This is a genomic window from Streptomyces sp. Y20 (assembly GCF_043195475.1).
GTDB lineage: Bacteria > Actinomycetota > Actinomycetes > Streptomycetales > Streptomycetaceae > Streptomyces.
Map to the genome: position 1 here is coordinate 128,682 of NZ_JBIDDP010000001.1, position 18,681 is coordinate 147,362.

An 18,681-nucleotide genomic window follows, 5' to 3' on the forward strand; every position below is an offset into this window, starting at 1 on the left:
CATTGACATGCACGCATCCTGGCCTGAATCTGAGAGCGCTCTCACAACAGGTACGGACCAGACCGTACGACCCCGACCCCACACGGAGGTGGAGAGTGCCTCACAGGCTCACGCGTCCCGCCCTGCCCCTGGCCGCAGCCGCGGCGCTGATCGGCGGAGTCCTCACGTTCGGCGCACCGGTCCGCGCCGACGCCGCCGTCCCGGACACCATCCCGCTGAAGATCACCAACAACTCGGGCCGTTCCGACCAGGTCTACGTCTACGACCTCGGCACCCAGCTGTCCTCCGGGCGGCAGGGCTGGGCCGACGCGAACGGCACGTTCCACGCCTGGCCGGCCGGCGGCAATCCGCCGATCCCCGCGCCGGACGCCGCCATACCCGGCCCGGCCGCCGGACAGTCCACGACGATCCGCGTCCCGAAGTTCTCCGGCCGGATCTACTTCTCGTACGGCCAGAAGCTCGACTTCCGGCTCACCACCGGCGGGCTGGTGCAGCCGGCCGTGCAGAACCCCTCCGACCCCAATCGGAACATCCTCTTCAACTGGTCGGAGTACACGCTCAACGACTCCGGTCTGTGGCTCAACAGCACCCAGGTGGACATGTTCTCGGCGCCGTACGCGGTCGGGGTGCAGCGGGCCGACGGCGGTGTGAGCAGCACCGGGCACCTGAAGTCCGGTGGCTGGACCGGGTTCTTCGACGCGCTGCGCGGACAGCCGGGCGGCTGGGCCAACCTGATCCAGACGCGCTCCGACGGCACCGTGCTGCGCGCGCTGTCCCCGCTGTACGGCGTGGAGACCGGCGCCCTGCCGGCGAACGTGATGGACGACTACGTCAACCGGGTCTGGCAGAAGTACGCGACGTCGACCCTGACGGTGACGCCGTTCGCCAACGACCCGGACACCAAGTACTACGGCCGGGTCTCGGGCGGCGTCATGAACTTCACCAACTCCGCCGGCGCGGTGGTCACCAGCTTCCAGAAACCGGACGCCTCCAGCATCTTCGGCTGCCACAAGCTGCTGGACGCACCGAACGACAACGTGCGCGGCCCCATCTCCCGTACCCTGTGCGCCGGTTTCAACCGCTCGACCCTGCTGGTGAATTCGAACCAGCCGGACACGACGACGGCGAACTTCTACCAGGACGCGGTGACCAACCACTACGCGCGCAAGATCCACGCGCAGATGGCCGACGGCAAGGCCTACGCCTTCGCCTTCGACGACGTCGGCAACCAGGAGTCACTGGTGCACGACGGCAGCCCGCAGCAGGCGTATCTCACGCTGGACCCGCTGAGCTGAACATGACGGCGGTCCCGCACCCGGGGAGCGGGTGCGGGACCGCGGTCGTGCGCGGGATCAGCCGGTCGTCAGGGCCGTGTCGTCCACGACGAAGCTGGTCTGGAGGGAGGCGTCCTCCACGCCGTTGAACTTCAGCGTGGCGGTCGAGCCCGCCAGCGAGGACAGGTCGAAGGACTTCTGGCTGTAGCCGGAGGCCGCGTTGGCGTTCGAGTAGGTCGCGAGGGTCTTCGAACCGGCGGTCACCGTCAGCTTGTCGTACGCGGTGGTGCCGGTCTCCGCGGTGTCGATGTGCAGGTAGAAGGTCAGGGTCGCCTTGCAGCCCGCGGGGATCGTCACCGACTGGGACAGCGAGTCGGTGTGCGTGGAGCCGTAGCCGTTCAGCCAGGCCTTGTAGGAGCCGCCGTGGGCCGCCTCACCGCTGTCGGTGGTGATGACGCCGCTGGTGGAGGTCCAGCCGGTGCTGCCGGACTCGAAACCGGGGTTGCTCAGCAACTGGGCCGAACCGCAGCCGCCGCCGGTCGAGCTGACCGTCCAGCCGAAGGTGGTGGTGCCGGTCGCGCCGGTGGAGTCGGTCACCGTGACGGTGGTGCTGTACGTCCCCGCCGTGGTGGGCGTGCCGGAGATCAGACCGGTCGAGCTGTTGACCGACAGGCCGGCCGGCAGACCGGAGGCGCTGTAGGACAGCGCGCCGCTGTTGGTGCTGCTCGCCTGGATCTGGAGGCTGACGGCCGTGCCGACGGTGGTCGACTGGCTGCCCGGGTTGGTGACCGTCACGCCGCTGCTCGGCGGGTTGATGTGGCTGCCGACGTTGATGCCGGCGAAGGCGTTGCCCACTCCCGCGTACTGCGTGGAGTTGGTGCCGTACAGCGCGGCGGCGGCGTTCAGGGCGGCGGTGCGGGCGCCGGCGTAGTCGGTGCTGGACGTCATGTACGTCGTCAGCGCCTTGTACCAGATCTTCAGCGCGGCGTCGCGGCCGATGCCGGTGACGGCGACCCCGTCGGAGGTCGGGCTGTTGTAGGTCACACCGTTGATGACCTTGGTGCCGCTGCCCTCGGACAGCAGGTAGAACATGTGGTTCGCCGGGCCCGAGGAGTAGTGCACGTCCAGGTTGCCGACGCCGGAGTACCAGCTGTCGGCCGAGCCGCCGTCCTTGCTGGGCTTGTCCATGTAGCGCAGCGGCGAGCCGTCGCCGTTGATGTCGATCTTCTCGCCGATGAGGTAGTCACCGGGGTCGGACGTGTTGTTCGCGTAGAACTCCACGCCGGTGCCGAAGATGTCGGAGGTGGCCTCGTTCAGGCCGCCCGACTCACCGCTGTACTCCAGGCCGGCGGTGTTGGACGTGACGCCGTGGCTCATCTCGTGGCCGGCCACGTCCAGCGAGGTCAGCGGGTCGTTGTTGCCCGTGCCGTCGCCGTAGGTCATGCAGAAGCAGCCGTCGTCCCAGAACGCGTTGACGTACGCGTTGCCGTAGTGGACGCGGGAGTACGCGCCGACGCCGTCGTTGCGGATGCCGCTGCGGCCGAAGGTGTTCTTGTAGAAGTCCCAGGTCTCCTGCGCGCCGTAGTGCGCGTCGGCGCCCGCGGTGGCGGCGTTGGAGTTGGTGCCGTCGCCCCAGGTGTCGCTGGTCTGCGAGAACAGCGTTCCGGTGCCCGAGGTGCCGTGGTTCAGGTTGTACGTCTTGTGACCCCCGCGGGTCCCGTCGGTCAACGTGTAGTTCGAGCCCGACTGGGTCGTGGTCAGCGTCACCTGGCCGCTGTACCGGGTCTTGCCGACGCCGGTGTCGACGGCCTGGAACCGGTGCAGCTCCTTGCCGGTGGTGGCGTCGGTGATGACGTGCAGCCGGCTGGGCGTGCCGTCGTCCTGGAAGCCGCCGATCACCGTCTCCCAGGCGAGCTTCGGGGTGCCGGTGCCCGCCCAGATCACCTTGCGGGCGCTGTCGGCGGCGGGCTTCTTGGCGTCCAGGGCCTTCGCGGCCTTCAGCGCCTTGGTCTCCGCGGCGGCCTTGGTGTAGGTCGCGGTGGTGGAGCGCACCCGTATCGTGCGCTTGTTGTTGAAGGTGGTGCTCACGGTTCCCGCGGCCTTCGAGGCGGGCGGGGTGTGCACGACGAGGTCGCCGCCGAGGACGGGGAGTCCGGCGTACGTGCGCTCGTACCGCGTGTGCACGGTGCCGTCGTTGTCCTTGACGACGTCCCGGACGACCAGCTTCTCCTGGGCGCCGAGCCCGAGGGTGCGGGCGATCGTGCCGGTGCTCTGCCGGGCGCTCTTGATCAGCGCCTGGTGCTGGGCCGGGCTGAGGCCGGCTGCCAGGCCGCCGCCGCGCAGGGGGCTGGGGTGGGGAGCGGCCGGTGCGGCGGTGGCCGGTACGGCCTGGAGACCGACGGCGAGGAAGGCCGCGGTGGAGACCAGGGCGGCTCCGACCGTGGCCCGCTTGTGGGGAAGGGCTCTGTGGGGTCTCACTCGTACTCCTACTGCTGCGGCCGCCGGTGAACGGCCGATGACAGACCGGGCGGACGGGTCTGCCGCCCGGGCGAGCTGAGCTGTGCGGGACCGTGATCCGTGTACGGGTGGGGTGGATCAGCGTTCGCAGGGAGAATGACAGCCCTGACCGGACCATGTCACCCAACGGCGGGTCAATCGAGGGTTTTCCCCCTGTCCGCCCGCAACCGCCTGGCAACCGGAGTCGAGACACCCCGCGCACGGCCGTCACCCCCTCCCGGCGGGCAAGAGGGGGCACCGGCCGGTGCGTGCGCGGGAGTTACCGCTTGCGGGCCAGTCCGCCGTGTTCGGCGACCACTTCGGGCGTGGGCGCGCCGGGCTCCGGGCGCCACTGCGTCACCGGGACGACGCCGGGCTCGATCAGTTCCAGGCCGTCGAAGTACGCGGTGATCTCGTCGACGGTGCGCAGGTTGTACGGGACGGCCCCGCTGTCGTTGTAGGCGTCCTGCGCCTCCTCGAAGACCGGGTCGATGCCGCGCGAGCCGTCGTTGACGACGAGGTGACTGCCCGGCGGCAGGGCGTCCATGAGCCGGGTCACGATGGAGCGGGCCCGGTCGTGGTCGGCGACGTGTCCCAGGATGTTGCTGAGGATGAGCGCGGTGGGCCGGCCGAGGTCCAGCGTCCGGGCGGCGGCCTCGAGGATGCGGTCCGGGTCCGCCACGTCCGCGTCGATGTAGGCGGTCGCGCCCTCGCGGGAGGAGTACAGCAGCGCGCGGGCGTGGGCGAGGACCATCGGGTCGTTGTCGACGTAGACGATCCGCGCCTCGGGGGCCAGGCCCTGCGCGACCTCGTGGGTGTTCTGGGCGGTCGGCAGGCCGGTGCCGACGTCCAGGAACTGCCGGATGCCCGCCTCGGACACCAGATATGTGATGGTACGGCGCAGGAAGGCACGGCTGCTGCGGGCGATGGTGACGATGCCCGGGAAGACGGCTGTGTACGCGTCGCCGGCCTCCTCGTCGACGGGATAGTTGTCCTTGCCGCCGAGCCAGTAGTTCCAGATGCGGGCCGAGTGCGGCACCGACGTGTCGATCTTCTGGCGCATGGATTCTTCGGGCGTCGTCACAGGGTCGGTCATGGGTCGGGTCCGTCTTTCAGGCGAGGCATGGATCATTCACGGCACAACTTACGTGCTCCTGCTGGTCCCTGACCCGCCGGTCCGGGATTCCGGGGACCCTGGTTGTTACCGTGCACCGCGTGTCCGACTCCTCACGCGATACCGCACAGGGCGCCGGCTGGGGCGCCGCCGAACGCGGCACGTACCGGTGGCTGATGCCGGCCCGCGCCGAGAAACTGTCGTGGCTGGACCCCCGGATCCTGTGGGCCGCCCGCAACGGCGTGCTGGCGTCCTGGTTCGGTGACCCCACGGGCCGTACCCGCAGCCGCTGGGTGGCCCGGCGGGCGGCGGCCGGCGCGCCCGCCGACAAACTGATCCGGCGGGACGTGCCGGACCGGTTCTCCTTCATGGTGATCGGGGACACCGGGGAGGGCGGCGACTCCCAGTACGCGGTGGTGCCGGGCTTCCTGAAGGTGGCGCGGGACACGGAGTTCGCCGTCATCGCCAGCGACGTCGTCTATCCCGTCGGCAGCGCCGACGACTACGGCCGCAAGTTCTTCCGGCCCTACCGGGACTATCCCGCGCCGATCTACGCGATACCGGGGAACCACGACTGGTACGAGGACCTCGGCGCCTTCATGCGCGTCTTCTGCGCCGACACCCCGCCCCTCCCCCCGGAGCCCCGGCCCCGCCCGCTGACCCGCGCCTGGTGGCGTTCGCTGCTGTGGCACCGGGCACGCCCCGCCGACGAGCAACGGCTCGCCGAGGCGCGGCGGCTGCGGTCGGCCCCGGAGCAACAGGCCGTACAGCCGGGGCCGTACTGGGCGATCGACGCGGGACCGGTGCGGATCGTCGGCATCGACACCGGGCTGCTGGGCAGTGTCGACGCCGAACAGGGCGCCTGGCTGCGGAAGATGTCCCTCGGGCCCCGGCCGAAGATTCTCGTCACCGGGTCGCCGCTGTACGTCGACGGCGAGCACCACCCGTGCCCCGTCGAGGGCGGCGGCACGGTGGACGACATCGTCCGGGACCCGGAGCACCACTACGTGGCGGCTATCGGCGGTGACATCCACAACTACCAGCGGTACCCGGTCGAGGTGGACGGCCGCACCGTCCAGTACGTGGTCGCGGGCGGCGGCGGGGCGTTCATGCACGCCACGCACACCATTCCCCGGGTGTCGGTCGGCGGTGTCACCGAGCGCGACTTCCGCTGCTATCCGCTGCGCGGCGACTCGCTGGCCTTCTACAGCCGGCTGTACGGCCGCCGGCTGCGGCTGCCCCGCCTCTTCGGGCTGACGGCGGCCGAGGCGACGGCCGTGGTCGCCGAGCGGCTGGGCATCGAGCCGGGCCGTACGCCGGAACCCGGCGCCCGGATCACCCGCCGCACCCGGCTGGTCGCGAGCCTGCTCGGCGCCGGCCGCCGGCCGGACGGAGCCCGGTTGCGGCTTCCGGTGCGCAAGATCTACACCCAGCTGTTCTCGCCGTCCTCCACCACCTACAGCCCCCCGTTCTTCAAGTGCTTCCTGCGGCTGGACGTCGAGCCCGGGGCGGTCCGGCTGCGCTGTTTCGCCGCGACCGGCAACCTCCTCCAGGAACTCGACCCGCCCGTCGAGGACGAGGTCGTGATCCCGCTCCCCGGCCCGCCGAACTGATCACACGGTTGTCACACTCACCTGCCAGAATCGAGCCCGTACCGACGTACGACCGCTGGAGGAGCCCGTGCCGTCCGCCCCTCGCCCCCTGCGCAGGCTGGGCTTCCTCACCATCGGCCTGTTCGACGCGGCGGACCCCGGCCGCGGCCACGAGTCCACCCTGGAGATCATCCAGCTGGGTGAGCGGCTCGGTTTCGACAGCGCCTGGGTCCGCCACCGCCATCTCCAGTACGGCATCTCGTCCCCGGTCGCCGTCCTCGCCGCCGCTTCCCAGCGCACCCGCCGCATCGAACTCGGCACGGCGGTGACACCGCTCGGCTGGGAGAACCCGCTGCGGCTCGCCGAGGACCTGGCGACCGTCGACGTGCTGTCCGGCGGCCGGCTCAACCCGGGGGTCAGCGTGGGCCCGCCCCAGCACTTCGACGAGGTCAGGGGCGCCCTCTATCCGGACACCGCCGACGCGGAGGACTTCGGGCACGAGCGCGTACGCCGGCTGCTGGACCTGGTGCGCGGCGAGCCCGCCACCGGCTTCCGCGGGGAGGAGGGCTTCGAGGTGTTCTCCTCCGTGGTCCAGCCGCACTCCCCCGGCCTCGGGCGGCGGCTGTGGTACGGCGCCGGCAGCCTCGGCTCGGCCCGCTGGGCGGGCGAGCACGCCATGAACCTGCTGACCAGCAGCGTCGTCAAGGCCGAGGACAGCGCGGGCGGGCCACCGGACTTCGCCGGGACTCAGCTGTCCCACATCCGGGAGTTCCGGGCCCATCATCCCGACGGGGACGCGGCCCGCGTCTCCCAGGGGCTGGTGGTGATCCCGACCGACTCCGCGAGCCCCGGGCAGCGCGCCCGGTACGCCGAGTACGCGGCCCGGCGGCTGCCCCGCACGGCCTCCCCGCAGGGCCCGGCGCGGCTGCTGTTCGCGCCGGACCTGGTCGGCACCTCGGCGGAGCTGGCCGAACGGCTGCACGCCCACGCCGCGTTCCGCGAGGTCGACGAGGTGGCGTTCGCGCTGCCGTTCACCTTCGGGCACGAGGACTATGTGCAGATCCTGACGGACATGGCGACGAAGCTGGGGCCGGCACTGGGGTGGCGGCCCGCCCGCTGACTCACCACTGCCCCACCGCCGGGCCGGTGACCGGCTCCGACGGCCGGCCGTCCACGCCCACCGGCACGTCTCCGGCGAGCATCACCCGGTGCATGATCCGGGGGGCGCCGAGGTGGGCGTTGTCACCCGGGGCGAGGTGGATCGTGGCCCGGTTGTCCCAGAAGGCGACGCTGCCCGGCTCCCAGCGGAAGCGGACGGTGTACTCGGGGCGCACCGCCTGCTCCAGCAACATCTCCAGCAGCGCGGCGCTCTCCGGCCGGGAGACGCCGGCGATCTGCTCCACGTAGTAGCCGTTGACGAACAGCACCCGCTCCCCCGTCTCCGGGTGCACCCGCACGAGCGGGTGCACGGAGGCGACCTGGTGGTCGAGCAGGTGCCGGACGTACGCGTCGTCGCCCGGCCGGGGCTGGTAGCCGACGCCGAGCCGGTGCTCGGCGCGCAGCCCGTCCACGAAGGCGCGGACCGGCGCGGACAGTCCGGCGTAGGCGGCGGCGAGATTGGCCCAGGTGGTGTCGCCGCCGTAGGGCGGGACGGTCTCGGCGCGCAGGACGGTCGCGGCCGGCGGGTCGATCCGGGCGCCGTGGTCGCAGTGCCAGCCGCGCAGCAGGGTGTGCCGGCGGCGCCGCAGCCACTCCTCGTGCTCCATGCCGAAGCGTCCGCCCAGTTCCAGCCGGTCCGCCGTGGTCTCCACCTCGGTGAAGCCGGCCGGTGAGGCACCGCCCCGCCGGACGGGGGCGACGGGTTCGCCGAAGCGGCGGGCGAAGGCGACATGGCCGGCGTGGTCCAGGTGCTGGTCCCGGAAGAACACCACCTTCCAGCGCAGCAGGGCCTGCCGGACCAGGGTCACCACGGCGTCGTCGAGGGGCCCGGTGAGGTCGACACCGGCGATCTCGGCACCGATGTGCCCGGCCACGGGCCGGACCTCCACCCCGCGCACCGTGATGTCCTCACCGGGGGCCGCCACCACGGCACGGGCACCCGCCGCCGTCCCGTGAGCGCGCGGCCGTCCCCGCGCGTCCTCGTCCCGCTCCGGCTGCCCCGTTGTGACCCCGTGCGTCGTCATGCGCGCTCCGATGCTCGTCCGGTACCGGCTCCGCTCCGATCCTGGCACCGGGGCCCGCGCACCGCGAGCCTTCCCCGCGTCCCGCTCCCGCCGGACGGCGCCGTCGGCCGAACCGGCCGTCGCGGGGGTACCCGGGCGCGTGAGGCGGACGCGCGGAAGGAGCCGCAGGCGGCAGCGGAGGACCGGCTGCGGACGTACCGCGGCGGACGGGACTCGGAGCGGACCCGCGAGCCGTCGGGCCGGTCGGCCCCCGGCGGCGGCGCCGGGCCCCGGTTCGCGGTGCGGATCCACGACGCCCGCCGGATGCACCTCGGCTGCCGGCTCCAGGCCGGCGACGTCCTGAAGCCCTGGTCCGTGCGCAAGGGCCCGTCGGACGACCCCGGGGACAAGCGGCTCGCGGTGCCCTTGGAGGACCGTCCGCCGGCGTACGAGGACTTCGAGGGCGTCATCCCGAAGGGCGAGTACGGCGGCGGGACCGTGATCGTGCGGGACCGGGGGCCGTACGAGCCGCTGAGCCCCGACCGCCGGGGCCGCCCGGTGGACTTCGCGGAGTCCGTGGAGCGCGGGCACGCCACCTTCCGGCTGCGCGGCGCCACGCTGCGCGGCGCGTACGCCCTGACCCGCTTCCGCGGCGGCGCGGACGGGGAGGAGGCGCGGCTGCTGCTGCGCAAGGGCCCGGGCCGCCCGGACGCGCACGGCACGCCCGGATCCCCGGCGGGCCCGCTCGGTGCGCACGGGACGGACGCCGGCCCAGGTCGCGGCCGCCGCCGGCGAGCGGTGACGGCCGGGCTGCCGGAAGGCCCGGTCACCCGGTGACGGCGGGTTCGTCGTGCCCGGGGCGCCGGTCCACGCGGTGGACGTCGGGGACGCAGAGGTTGAGCAGGGCCACCGCGGCGATCATGCCGGCGCAGGCCAGCAGCACGCCCCTGGTGTCCCAGGCGCGCGCGGCGAGGGCGGTGACGAGGTAGCCCAGCGGGACGGCGAGGCGCTCGCCGACCCCGTTGAAGGCGCTCATGCGCCCCTGCTCGGCCGGTGGCACGTGCCGCTGGAAGGCGGTGGTCCAGGCGACGATCGCGATGTCGAGCCCGATCCCGGCGAGCGCGGCGGCGGGCAGCACGAGGATCAGCGGTGCGCCCGCGCCCATGGCGGCGAGCGGGAGGGCGAGGGCGCCGCTCGCCGCGACCGCCACGGTGAGCAGCCGTGCCGGTGTCCAGCGCAGGCAGACGAGCGTGCCGGCCAGCAGCCCGCAGGCGAAGGCCGCCTGGACGAGACCCCAGTCGCGGGCTCCGCCGTAGTCCCGGGCGGCGACGAGGGGACCGAGGAGCTGGAAACCGGCGAGCCAGGCCGCGACGAGCACGGTGCCGGCGGCCGTGTAGGTCCACAGCCAGGTGCGCGACCGGAAACCGGACCAGCCCGCGCGCAGGTCGGCCAGGACGCCGCCGCGGGGGGTCGCGGGAGCGCCCAGGCGCAGACCGAGGAGCAGGAAGGCCGCGACGGCGTACGTGGCCGCGTCCCAGGCCAGGGCCCAGGCCGCGCCCGTGGCCGCCACGACGAGACCGCCGGCGACCGGGGCCAGCACCCTGACCCCGTTGCCCGGCAGCCGGAGCAGCGCGTTGGCGCGCTGGAGGTGTTCGGGGGCCACGATCTGGGCGACGGCGCCCTGGGCGGCCGGGACGGTGAAGGACGCCGCGGTGCCGGAGAGGAAGCCGCACGCGGCGATCGACGTCGTCGTCGCGTGTCCGGTGGCCACGGTGACGGCCAGCGCGCCCTGGGCGCCCGCCGCGAGCAGATTGCCGAGGAAGAGGATGCGGCTGCGGGACAGGCGGTCCGCGAAGAGGCCGCCCGCGACGAGGAAGACGATGGTCGGGACGGTGTTCGTGGCGAGGACCAGCGCGAGGGAGCCCGCTCCGCCGCCCTGCTCGATGACGGAGTAGGCCAGGGCGAGCGGGGCCATCGCGGTCCCGGTGGCGGAGACGAGCTGGGCCGACGCGAACCGCCGGAAGGGCGCGGTCCGCCACGGCGTGCCGGGGATCGTCGGTGCGTCGGCGGCGGTCTTCATGGTCTCCCTCGGGCGGAGCGGTGGCCCGATCGACGGCCGCGGGCCCGACCGGCGTACCGCGAGCTTACGTTCACGGTGGCAGCGGCTTCCCGCCCTGCGCTCCAGAAGGCTTCCCGTGCGTACCGCGCGGCGCGCCGACGGCACCGCGCACACCCTGTCCGCCGGCTCGGGTGCCGGCGCCCGGCTACCAGCCCACCGGGGCGGTGTGCCACCGCCCGGTCCGGGGCCGGATGCCCCGGAGCGGGCGCGGGGAACTGCGCGGCCGGCCCCCCGCGCACTCGCGCGCCCGGAAGCCGGCCGGTGGGTCACCGCTCCTCCCCCGGCGCCCCTGCGCGGGAGCCGGTTCAGCCCTTGCGGGCGCGCAGGGCCGCGAGGGCCCGGTCGGCGTGGGTGTTCATGCGCAGTTCGCTGCGGACGACGTCGAGGACGGTACGGTCCGCGTCGATGACGAAGGTGACGCGCTTGGTCGGGGCCAGGGAGAAGCCGCGCCGGACGCCGAACCGCTCACGGACCGTGCCGTCGGTGTCGGAGAGCAGCGGCATGCCGAGGCGGTGCCGGCCGGTGAACTCCCGCTGTTCGTCGACGCCGTCCCCGCTGATGCCGACGGCTCGGGCGCCGACGGCGGCGAACTCGGCGGCGAGGTCGCGGAAGTGGCAGGCCTCGGCGGTGCAGCCGGGGGTGAGGGCGGCGGGATAGAAGAAGAGGACGACCGGTCCGCCGGCCAGCAGCTCGCTGAGCCGGCGGACGGTCCCGGTCTCGTCGGGCAGGGCGAAGTCCTCGGCCCTGTCCCCGACCGCCAGGGGGCGCTGGGTCACCGCTGCCCCTCCCCGGTGCGTCCGTTCCCGTCCGCCGCGCCGCGGGCCACCTTGCGGGCCCACAGCACCAGGGGCGCCTGGAGCGGGAGCCGGGCGAGGGCGGCGGTCCGCCGGGGGGCGGGCCGGTCGCGCGAGTCGACGGCCAGCTGGACGTTGGCCGGGAACACACCGACGAAGAAGGCCGCTGCCGCCCTGGCCGCCGCGGCGCGCGTCCTGGGGGCCGCGATGCCGGCCGCCAGGGCCAGCTCGATCGCGCCGCTGCCGTACGTCCACATCCGGGGCGAGCCCGGCAGCCGGCGGGGAATCGTCCCGTCGAACCGCCGTGGGGCGGCGAAGTGGGCGACCCCGGACACGGCCAGGAGGCCGGCGAGCAGCAGGGGTGAGCGTTCGGACCGGGACACGGTTTCTCCTCTGGTGGCCTGCCGCCGGATATTACTGGACGGTAGGCCACCCGTCGCGCGCCGTCCAGCGGCCGAAGGCGCGGCCCGGGCACGTGTCCGAGCAGCCGGCACGCACGCCCACCGCGCTCCTCGGCGAACCGCTCGCGCATGTGGGCGGGCGGCCGCACGACGACGCGGCCCTGCTCCTGCTCCGCCGGCGAACCGCGGACGAGCCGGTCTGCGTACGGCCGGGGCAGCGGGGGCGGTGTCTCGGACCGCGACGCTCTCCGTACTGCCCAGCGGTGGCGTCCGGGCCGCGACGCTCTCCGTACTGCCGGGGCGGTGGCGTCCCGGGCCTCGGGGCGGCGTCTCCGGCCTCGGGGCGGCGTCGCGGGCCGCGACCGTCTCCGTACTGCCGAAATCGCGGCGGCATCCCGGGCCGCGAGGGTTTCCGTGCTGCTCAGGCAGCGGCGGCAGCTCAGGCCGCGAGGCGCATCTCAGAGCCGCGAGGCGGCGTCCGGGGCCGCGACGGTCTCCGTACCGCCGCGATCGCGGCGGCGGTCTCATGCAACGACGAGTTCGGCCCAGCGAGTGATCCCGGCGCGGTGGACCCGTATGCCGTGCCGGGTCGCCAGGGCGTGGACGATGGCCTCGCCCCGGCCGTGCTCGTCCGGGTCGGTCCCGGGGAGGGAGCAGCCCGCCGGCAGCGCGGGCCCCGCGTCGGTGACCTCGACCCGCAGGGTGCGGCCGGCGTCGCCCCAGAGCCAGGACAGCCGCAGTTCGGCCGGCGGCCGGGCGTGGATGACCGCGTTGGTGACGAGCTCGGACACCACGAGCAGCGAGTCCTCGACGATGTCCGGGCAGACGCTCCACTCGGCGAGGACCGCCGCCACCCGCCGGCGTACGGCCGAGACCGCGCCGGCGACGGGCGGCAGCGGACACACGTGTTCGCATGCCGCCCGAAGCAGCGTGTTGAGCTGTGCCGCCATGTTTCCTCCGGTGGTGTGCTGCCGGTCCGGGGCCGTCCGGCGCGTTCCGTGCTCCAAGGCACGCTATGGAGACAAATCGGACCCGTCAATGAACGGCGGTCGGCATTACCGAACAGCCCCCCTCCCCGGCGACCCCGGCGCCCGCCCGGCGAAGCGTCCGTGGCGGTAATAGGCTCGCCTCATGGCCGGCCCAGTCCAGTCGATCGAGCGGGCGGCGGCGATCCTGCGCCTGCTCGCCGGTGGGCCCCGCCGACTCGGACTCGGCGAGGTGGCGGCCTCGCTCGGCCTGGCGAAGGGCACCGCGCACGGCATCCTGCGCACACTCCAGCACGTGGACTTCGTGGAGCAGGACGCGGCGACCGGGAAGTACCAGCTGGGAGCCGCCCTGCTGCACCTGGGCACCAGCTACCTGGACGTCAACGAGCTGCGCTCGCGCTCCCTCAACTGGGCCGACGCCCTGGCCGCCCGCAGCGGCGAGGCGGTGCGCCTGGGGACGCCCCTGGAGGGCAGCGTCCTCGTCGTCCACCACGTGTTCCGGCCGGACGACACCTTCCAGACCCTCGACGTGGGCTCGCTGCTGCCCCTGCACGCCTCCTCGCTCGGCAAGGTGCTGCTGGCCTACGGGACCGCCGCCGTCGAGCCGTGCCGGGAAGCGGGCCTGGAGGCCTACACCCGGCACACCCTCGTCGACCCCGATCAGCTGGCCCGGGCGCTGGCCGCGGTCAGGGAGTCGGGCTGGGCGGCCGAGATCCAGGAGATGAGCATGGGCGAGGCCGGGCTCGCCGCGCCGATCCGGGGGCACGGCGGGCTCGTCGTCGGCGCCGTCGGGCTCTCCGGGCCGGTCGAGCGGATCTGCGACGGCCAGGGCCGTCCCCGCCCGGGCCTGGTCACCTTGATCCGCGAAGCCGCGCGGGCGATCTCCAGGGACCTGGGAGCCGCCCGCTGGTAGCCCAGGACAGCCGCCCCTCGATCCGTCGGAAGGCAGACCCGATCATGGCTGAACGGTATGTGATGTCCATCGATCAGGGCACGAACTCGACCCGGTGCATCCTGTTCGACCACCGTGGGCGGCTGGTCTCGGTCGCGCAGCGGGAGCACCAGCAGCACTTCCCCCGGCCGGGCTGGGTGGAGCACGACGCCGTGGAGATATGGCAGAACCTGCGCCGCGTCGTGCCCGAGGCCCTGTCCGACGCCGGTGTGGAGGCGGACCGGGTCGCCGCGCTCGGCGTGGCCAACCAGCGCGAGACCACGCTGCTCTGGGACCGGCGGACCGGTGCCCCGCTGTGCCGGGCGATCGTCTGGCAGGACACCCGCACGGGGCCGCTCGTCGAGGACCTCAGGAAGCATCCCGGAGAGGCGTTCTTCCTGGACCGCTGCGGCGTGCCGCCCTCGACGTACTTCTCGGCGCTGCGGATCCGCTGGCTGTTCGACCACGTGAAGGGCGTCGAACAGCGCGCCAGGGACGGCGAGGTGCTGTTCGGGACGATGGAGAGCTGGCTGATCTGGAACCTCACCGGAGGCGCCGGCAGCGGGCTGCACCTCACGGACGCGACCAACGCCAGCCGCACGATGCTGATGAACATCCGCACCCTCGCCTGGGACGAGGAGCTGCTGGACTTCTTCGGGGTGCCGCGCCCGATGCTGCCCGAGATCAGGTCGTCGGTGGAGGCGTACGGCGAGGCCCGCTCGGTGCTGCCGGGCATCCGCATCACGGCCGCCCTCGGGGACCAGCAGGCCGCCCTGTTCGGCCAGACCTGCTTCTCCCCGGGCGAGGCCAAGTGCACCTATGGAACGGGCGGCTTCCTGCTGCTCAACACCGGCGGGGACCCCGTGCGCTCGCGGCACGGGCTGCTCACCACCGTCGCCTACCGGATCGGCGCCCAGCCGCCGGCGTACGCCCTGGAGGGGTCGATAGCCGTCACGGGCGCACTCGTGCAGTGGTTCCGTGACCGCCTGGGCCTGATCAGCAGCGCCGCGGAGATCGAGACCCTCGCGCGAACGGTCGAGGACAACGGCGGCTGCTACATCGTCCCCGCCTTCTCGGGTCTCTTCGCGCCCCGCTGGCGCAGCGACGCGCGCGGGGTCGTCGTCGGGCTCACCTCGTACATCACCAAGGGGCATCTGGCGCGCGCCGTCCTGGAGGCCACCGGATGGCAGACACGGGAGGTGGTCGACGCCATGAACGCCGACTCCGCCCTGCCCCTGCGGGAGCTGAAGGTGGACGGGGGCATGACCGCGGACAACCTGCTGATGCAGTTCGTCGCCGACGTGCTCGACGTGCCCGTGGTACGGCCCATGGTCGCCGAGACGGTGTCCCTCGGCGCCGCCTACGCGGCCGGGCTCGCCGCCGGTTACTGGTCCGACCTGGAGGTGCTGCGCCGCAACTGGCACCGTGCCGCCCAGTGGCTGCCCGGCATGGATCCCGGGCACCGGGAGTCGGAGTACGACAACTGGCGGCGGGCCGTCGAACGGTCCCTGGACTGGGTCAGACCGCCGCACCCCTCCTGACCCCGGGGGCCCGCTCCTCCCCGGCCGGCGCGCGGGGCCGGGCCCCCTCCCTCGCCGGCGATCACCGCAGCCTTGTCCGCGCGGGCTGCCGGACCGGGCCTGGGAGATACGTGCGCCGGGTGGTCGGGCCGTAGGGGGCGCGCCGTCGTGCGCCACGCCCACGCCGAACGAGATGCCATCGACCGGGTGACGCGCCGCATCGGCCGTCGGCCGCACGGCCTGCACGACCCGAGCAGCCACTTCCCGGGGCGGTCAGGACGCGGCGGGGTCCGTCGCATCGAGACCGCGGGACGCGACGAGCTGTGCACTGCCGTCAGCCAGGCGGTAGCACAGACCGACCACGGCGGCCCGGCCGGCGGCGACCTCGTCGGCCAGGACCCGGGAGCGCTCCAGCAGCAGGTCGACGGTGCGCCTCACGTGCTCGGCGAGGATCTCCTCGGGCTCGACCTGTCCGGCGGCGCGCGCTGCCAGCACGCTCGGGGTGACCCGCTCGACGACGTCCCGGATGTACCCGGCCGGTGTCACACCGTTCTCCAGGGCGGCGCACGCGGCGCCGACCGCGCCGCACGAGTCGTGACCGAGGACCACGACCAGCGGGCAGCCCAGGATGTCCACCCCGTACTCGATACTGCCCAGCACCTCCGGGCCCAGGACCTGGCCCGCGGTGCGCACCACGAAGAGGTCGCCCAGGCCGCGGTCGAAGATGATCTCGGCGGCCAGGCGGGAGTCGGAGCACCCGAACAGCACGGCGAAGGGCTGCTGGGAGGGTGCGATCTCGGCGCGCCGGGTGGCGTCCTGGTTCGGGTGCTCGGGGATGCCCGCCACGAAACGCTGGTTACCGGCCAGCAGCAGCTCGAAGGCGTCGCGGGGCGTCGGGTTCTTGATCTCGCTCATGGCCCCAGCCTAGGACCCGGCCCCAGCCGTCACACGGCCCGGGCCCGCCAGAGCTCGCCGGTCCGGGCCACGCTTTCGGGCCACGCTTTCGGGCGACGTGGCAGTGCGCACGACAGTGGTACCGGCCGGGTACGTTGTGCGCCTCGTGCACTGCGCGCCGTAGGTTCCGAGCGGTGGGAACGCGCCGAGGGATGCTCGCGCCGCGGGCCCGGACGGATACCGCCGGCGCCGGTGCGGGCCCGAGCCTGCGCGACACCGGCCGTCCGGCAAGGTGTACTGGCTGATGTGCGCATTCGGAGGAGAGCACCCGGTGAAGGCCGCCGCACGGGCCTGTGCCGGACCGGGCTGGACGACACGTGGCGGGCGGCGGGCAGGCGCCTGGGCGCAACCGCGGTGGGACGGTTGTGGGGGAGCCTCAGCGCGGCGGACTTCTTCGGCCACTCCTTCCAGCTGGCTTCGCTCGCGTTCCTTTGCTTCTTCCCGTTCCTGATCCTTGTCACCGGTGCGTTCGGCCAGGACGCGGCCAAGGTCATGGCGGGATGGCTCGGCCTGGACGAGCAGGCGGCCCGGGCCGTGGCCGGCCTGTTCAAACCCGGTCCCGGTTCGGTCACCCTCACGTTGGTGAGCGCTCTGCTGATGGTCGCGGGGGCGGTCGCCGTAGCCGGCACCCTGCAGGGCTGGTATCAGCTCCTCTTCGGCGTGCCACCACGCTGGTGGCGGGACCTCGCGGCTCAGCTCGCCTGGCTGGCGGCGCTGGTCGCCTACAGCGCGGCCCGGGCCGCGACCGGCGCGGTGTTCGGATCGCGGCTGAGCATCCTGTCCGGATTCGTCCTGGCGCTGTTGTTCTGGTGGGGGACCATGCGACTGCTGCTCACCGGAGCGGTCGCATGGCGCTTCCTCCTGCCCGCGGCTTCGGCCACCGGTATCGCCTGGACCGGCCTCGGGTGGTTCTCCTCCCGCTACTTCTCCGCAACCATCGTCGCCAACAATCAGAAGTACGGCCCTGTGGGCGTCGCCATGGTCATCCTTTCCTGGCTGGTGGCCGTGGGCGTGGTCATCCACCTCGGTGCCGTCGTCGGGCAGGAGCTCGCCAGCCGTCGCGCCACCCGCTCGCAGCACTGACAGCGTGGACGTCCGAACCGGGGCGGGTGTGCCGTCAGCCGTCCGCGCGGCCCGTACTGCGGCGGCCCGACCGGACGGCAGCCGCGGCGTCCGCGTCAGGTCGGCCGCTCTGCATCCTGGGACTGATCGTCGGCGTGGAAGCGCCCCGGGCGGGTCCCCGCGGTGGGACCCGTTCAGGGGAACCGGGGGTGAAAGGCGCGTGAGGGCGCCGGGGCCGGTCGAGACCTTCTGCCGTGACCGCCGTGCCCCTGCCGCTCATCCCGCCGATGCTCGCCACCCCCGGCCGCCTGCCCTCCGCCGCCCAGGACGAGCGGTGGGCGTACGAGACCAAGCAGGACGGCCAGCGGGTGATGGTCTACCTGCCCGGCGACGGCAGCGTGCTGCTGCGTGCCCGCTCCGGGGAGGACATCACCGCGGCCTACCCCGAACTGCGGCCCCTCGGCGCCGCCCTGGGTGCCACGCCCGCCGTACTGGACGGTGAGGTGCTGGCCCTGGACGAGCGGGGGCGCGCCGACTTCCAGCTGCTCCAGAGCCGGATGGGCCTCGCGCACGCCCCCGCGCGGGCGGCGCGCCGGGCCGCCCAGGTGCCGGCGCACCTGGTGCTGTTCGACCTGCCGTACCTGGCACAGCCGCTGGTTCGGCTGCCGTACGTCCGGCGGCGGGCCCGGCTGGAGGGGCTGGGCCTGGCCGGTCCCCACTGGTCGACGCCGGGCGCGCTGACCGGGCACGGCGCCGAGGCACTGCGCGCCACCCGGGAGCACGGCCTGGAGGGGCTGGTGTGCAAGCGGCTCGACTCGGTGTACGAACCCGGGGTCCGCTCCCGTGCCTGGATCAAGATCCGGAACATGCGCGCCGAGGACGTGATCGTCGGCGGCTGGCTGCCGGGCAGGGGACGGCTGGCCGGGCTGCCCGGAGCGGTGCTGGCCGGCCAGCGCGCGGGCGGCCGGCTGCGGTACGTCGGCGGGGTCGGCACCGGCTGGAGCGAGGCGGAACGGGCGGAACTGGCGGAGCTGCTGCGGGACGCGGCGAGCGAGCGGTGCCCCTTCGATCCGGTGCCGCGCATCCCCGACGCCCGCTGGGTGCTGCCCCGGCTGGTGGGCGAGGTCAGCTACAGCACACGGACCCGCAACGGGCTGCTGCGCCAGCCGTCCTGGCTGCGGCTGCGCCCCGACCTCACCCCGCGGGAGTCGGCTGCGGACCTGCCGGACAGCTTCGGCCGGTGACGGACGTCCGACGGCACGTCATCTCCGCGACA

Annotated in this window: 15 protein-coding genes and 1 pseudogene; 8 read left to right on the top strand and 8 right to left on the bottom strand. The window is 73.6% G+C overall.

Translation table 11 applies throughout. The features are described from left to right. Positions 1-95: 95 nt before the first annotated feature. Entirely contained in the window at positions 96-1,295 is a 1,200-nt protein-coding gene (locus ACGFT1_RS00600; protein WP_373906822.1) for a glycoside hydrolase family 64 protein, read from the top strand. A 57-nt stretch (positions 1,296-1,352) separates the two neighbouring features. On the opposite strand, the gene ACGFT1_RS00605 is transcribed toward ACGFT1_RS00600, so the two are convergent. Next, positions 1,353-3,752, bottom strand: coding sequence for a M4 family metallopeptidase (locus ACGFT1_RS00605; RefSeq protein WP_373906823.1), 2,400 nt, complete (start codon positions 3,750-3,752; stop codon positions 1,353-1,355). Positions 3,753-4,050: 298 nt separating this feature from the next. After that, a complete protein-coding gene (locus ACGFT1_RS00610; RefSeq protein WP_373906824.1) occupies positions 4,051-4,866 on the bottom strand; it encodes an SAM-dependent methyltransferase in 816 nt (271 codons plus the stop codon). Positions 4,867-4,985: 119 nt separating this feature from the next. Between ACGFT1_RS00610 and ACGFT1_RS00615 the strand changes: the two genes are divergently transcribed. Both ACGFT1_RS00615 and ACGFT1_RS00620 read left to right on the top strand, forming a co-directional pair. Then, entirely contained in the window at positions 4,986-6,497 is a 1,512-nt protein-coding gene (locus tag ACGFT1_RS00615) for a metallophosphoesterase (RefSeq protein WP_373906825.1), read from the top strand. A 67-nt stretch (positions 6,498-6,564) separates the two neighbouring features. Next, complete coding sequence (locus ACGFT1_RS00620) at positions 6,565-7,596, top strand: LLM class flavin-dependent oxidoreductase (RefSeq protein ID WP_373906826.1); 1,032 nt, start codon at positions 6,565-6,567, stop codon at positions 7,594-7,596. Between the two features lies 1 nt (position 7,597). On the opposite strand, the gene ACGFT1_RS00625 is transcribed toward ACGFT1_RS00620, so the two are convergent. After that, complete coding sequence (locus tag ACGFT1_RS00625) at positions 7,598-8,659, bottom strand: TauD/TfdA dioxygenase family protein (RefSeq protein WP_373906827.1); 1,062 nt, start codon at positions 8,657-8,659, stop codon at positions 7,598-7,600. A gap of 186 nt (positions 8,660-8,845) precedes the next feature. On the opposite strand from ACGFT1_RS00625, the pseudogene ACGFT1_RS00630 reads away from it, so the two are divergent. Continuing rightward, positions 8,846-9,440: pseudogene (locus ACGFT1_RS00630) on the top strand (DNA polymerase ligase N-terminal domain-containing protein). Positions 9,441-9,464: 24 nt separating this feature from the next. On the opposite strand, the gene ACGFT1_RS00635 reads toward ACGFT1_RS00630, so the two are convergent. The 4 genes from ACGFT1_RS00635 to ACGFT1_RS00650 all read right to left on the bottom strand — a co-directional run bounded on the left by ACGFT1_RS00635 (position 9,465) and on the right by ACGFT1_RS00650 (position 12,902). Next, positions 9,465-10,718, bottom strand: coding sequence for an MFS transporter (locus ACGFT1_RS00635; protein ID WP_373906828.1), 1,254 nt, complete (start codon positions 10,716-10,718; stop codon positions 9,465-9,467). 344 nt (positions 10,719-11,062) lie between these two features. Continuing rightward, the gene (locus tag ACGFT1_RS00640) at positions 11,063-11,533 is read right to left on the bottom strand and encodes a peroxiredoxin (protein ID WP_373906829.1); all 471 of its coding nucleotides are present in this window, start codon (positions 11,531-11,533) and stop codon (positions 11,063-11,065) included. Continuing rightward, the gene (locus ACGFT1_RS00645; RefSeq protein ID WP_373906830.1) at positions 11,530-11,934 is read right to left on the bottom strand and encodes a hypothetical protein; all 405 of its coding nucleotides are present in this window, start codon (positions 11,932-11,934) and stop codon (positions 11,530-11,532) included. Before ACGFT1_RS00645 ends, ACGFT1_RS00640 begins: the two co-directional genes overlap by 4 nt. Before the next feature lie 542 nt (positions 11,935-12,476). After that, complete coding sequence (locus tag ACGFT1_RS00650) at positions 12,477-12,902, bottom strand: ATP-binding protein (protein ID WP_373906831.1); 426 nt, start codon at positions 12,900-12,902, stop codon at positions 12,477-12,479. Between the two features lie 181 nt (positions 12,903-13,083). On the opposite strand from ACGFT1_RS00650, the gene ACGFT1_RS00655 reads away from it, so the two are divergent. Continuing rightward, positions 13,084-13,851 carry an IclR family transcriptional regulator gene (locus tag ACGFT1_RS00655; protein WP_373906832.1) on the top strand — a complete coding sequence of 256 codons (768 nt, stop codon included), beginning with the start codon at positions 13,084-13,086 and terminating at the stop codon, positions 13,849-13,851. 44 nt (positions 13,852-13,895) lie between these two features. After that, on the top strand, positions 13,896-15,410 hold the full coding sequence (gene glpK / locus ACGFT1_RS00660) for a glycerol kinase GlpK (protein WP_373906833.1): 1,515 nt from the start codon (positions 13,896-13,898) through the stop codon (positions 15,408-15,410). A gap of 252 nt (positions 15,411-15,662) precedes the next feature. Here the strand turns inward: glpK and ACGFT1_RS00665 are convergent, their stop codons facing one another. After that, entirely contained in the window at positions 15,663-16,304 is a 642-nt protein-coding gene (locus ACGFT1_RS00665; RefSeq protein WP_373906834.1) for a carbonic anhydrase, read from the bottom strand. 285 nt (positions 16,305-16,589) lie between these two features. On the opposite strand from ACGFT1_RS00665, the gene ACGFT1_RS00670 reads away from it, so the two are divergent. After that, entirely contained in the window at positions 16,590-17,426 is an 837-nt protein-coding gene (locus ACGFT1_RS00670) for a ribonuclease BN (protein ID WP_373906835.1), read from the top strand. Between the two features lie 242 nt (positions 17,427-17,668). Further along, on the top strand, positions 17,669-18,649 hold the full coding sequence (locus tag ACGFT1_RS00675) for an ATP-dependent DNA ligase (RefSeq protein ID WP_373907628.1): 981 nt from the start codon (positions 17,669-17,671) through the stop codon (positions 18,647-18,649). The last annotated feature ends 32 nt before the right edge of the window (positions 18,650-18,681 follow it).

What these genes read in the sequence shown, in the direction of transcription:
- ACGFT1_RS00655 (WP_373906832.1), top strand. Translation starts at nt 13,084, where the DNA reads ATGGCCGGCCCAGTCCAGTCGATCGAGCGGGCGGCGGCGATCCTGCGC.
- ACGFT1_RS00665 (WP_373906834.1), bottom strand. Translation starts at nt 16,304, where the DNA reads ATGAGCGAGATCAAGAACCCGACGCCCCGCGACGCCTTCGAGCTGCTG.
- ACGFT1_RS00625 (WP_373906827.1), bottom strand. Translation starts at nt 8,659, where the DNA reads ATGACGACGCACGGGGTCACAACGGGGCAGCCGGAGCGGGACGAGGAC.
- ACGFT1_RS00650 (WP_373906831.1), bottom strand. Translation starts at nt 12,902, where the DNA reads ATGGCGGCACAGCTCAACACGCTGCTTCGGGCGGCATGCGAACACGTG.
- ACGFT1_RS00635 (WP_373906828.1), bottom strand. Translation starts at nt 10,718, where the DNA reads ATGAAGACCGCCGCCGACGCACCGACGATCCCCGGCACGCCGTGGCGG.
- ACGFT1_RS00610 (WP_373906824.1), bottom strand. Translation starts at nt 4,866, where the DNA reads ATGACCGACCCTGTGACGACGCCCGAAGAATCCATGCGCCAGAAGATC.
- glpK (WP_373906833.1), top strand. Translation starts at nt 13,896, where the DNA reads ATGGCTGAACGGTATGTGATGTCCATCGATCAGGGCACGAACTCGACC.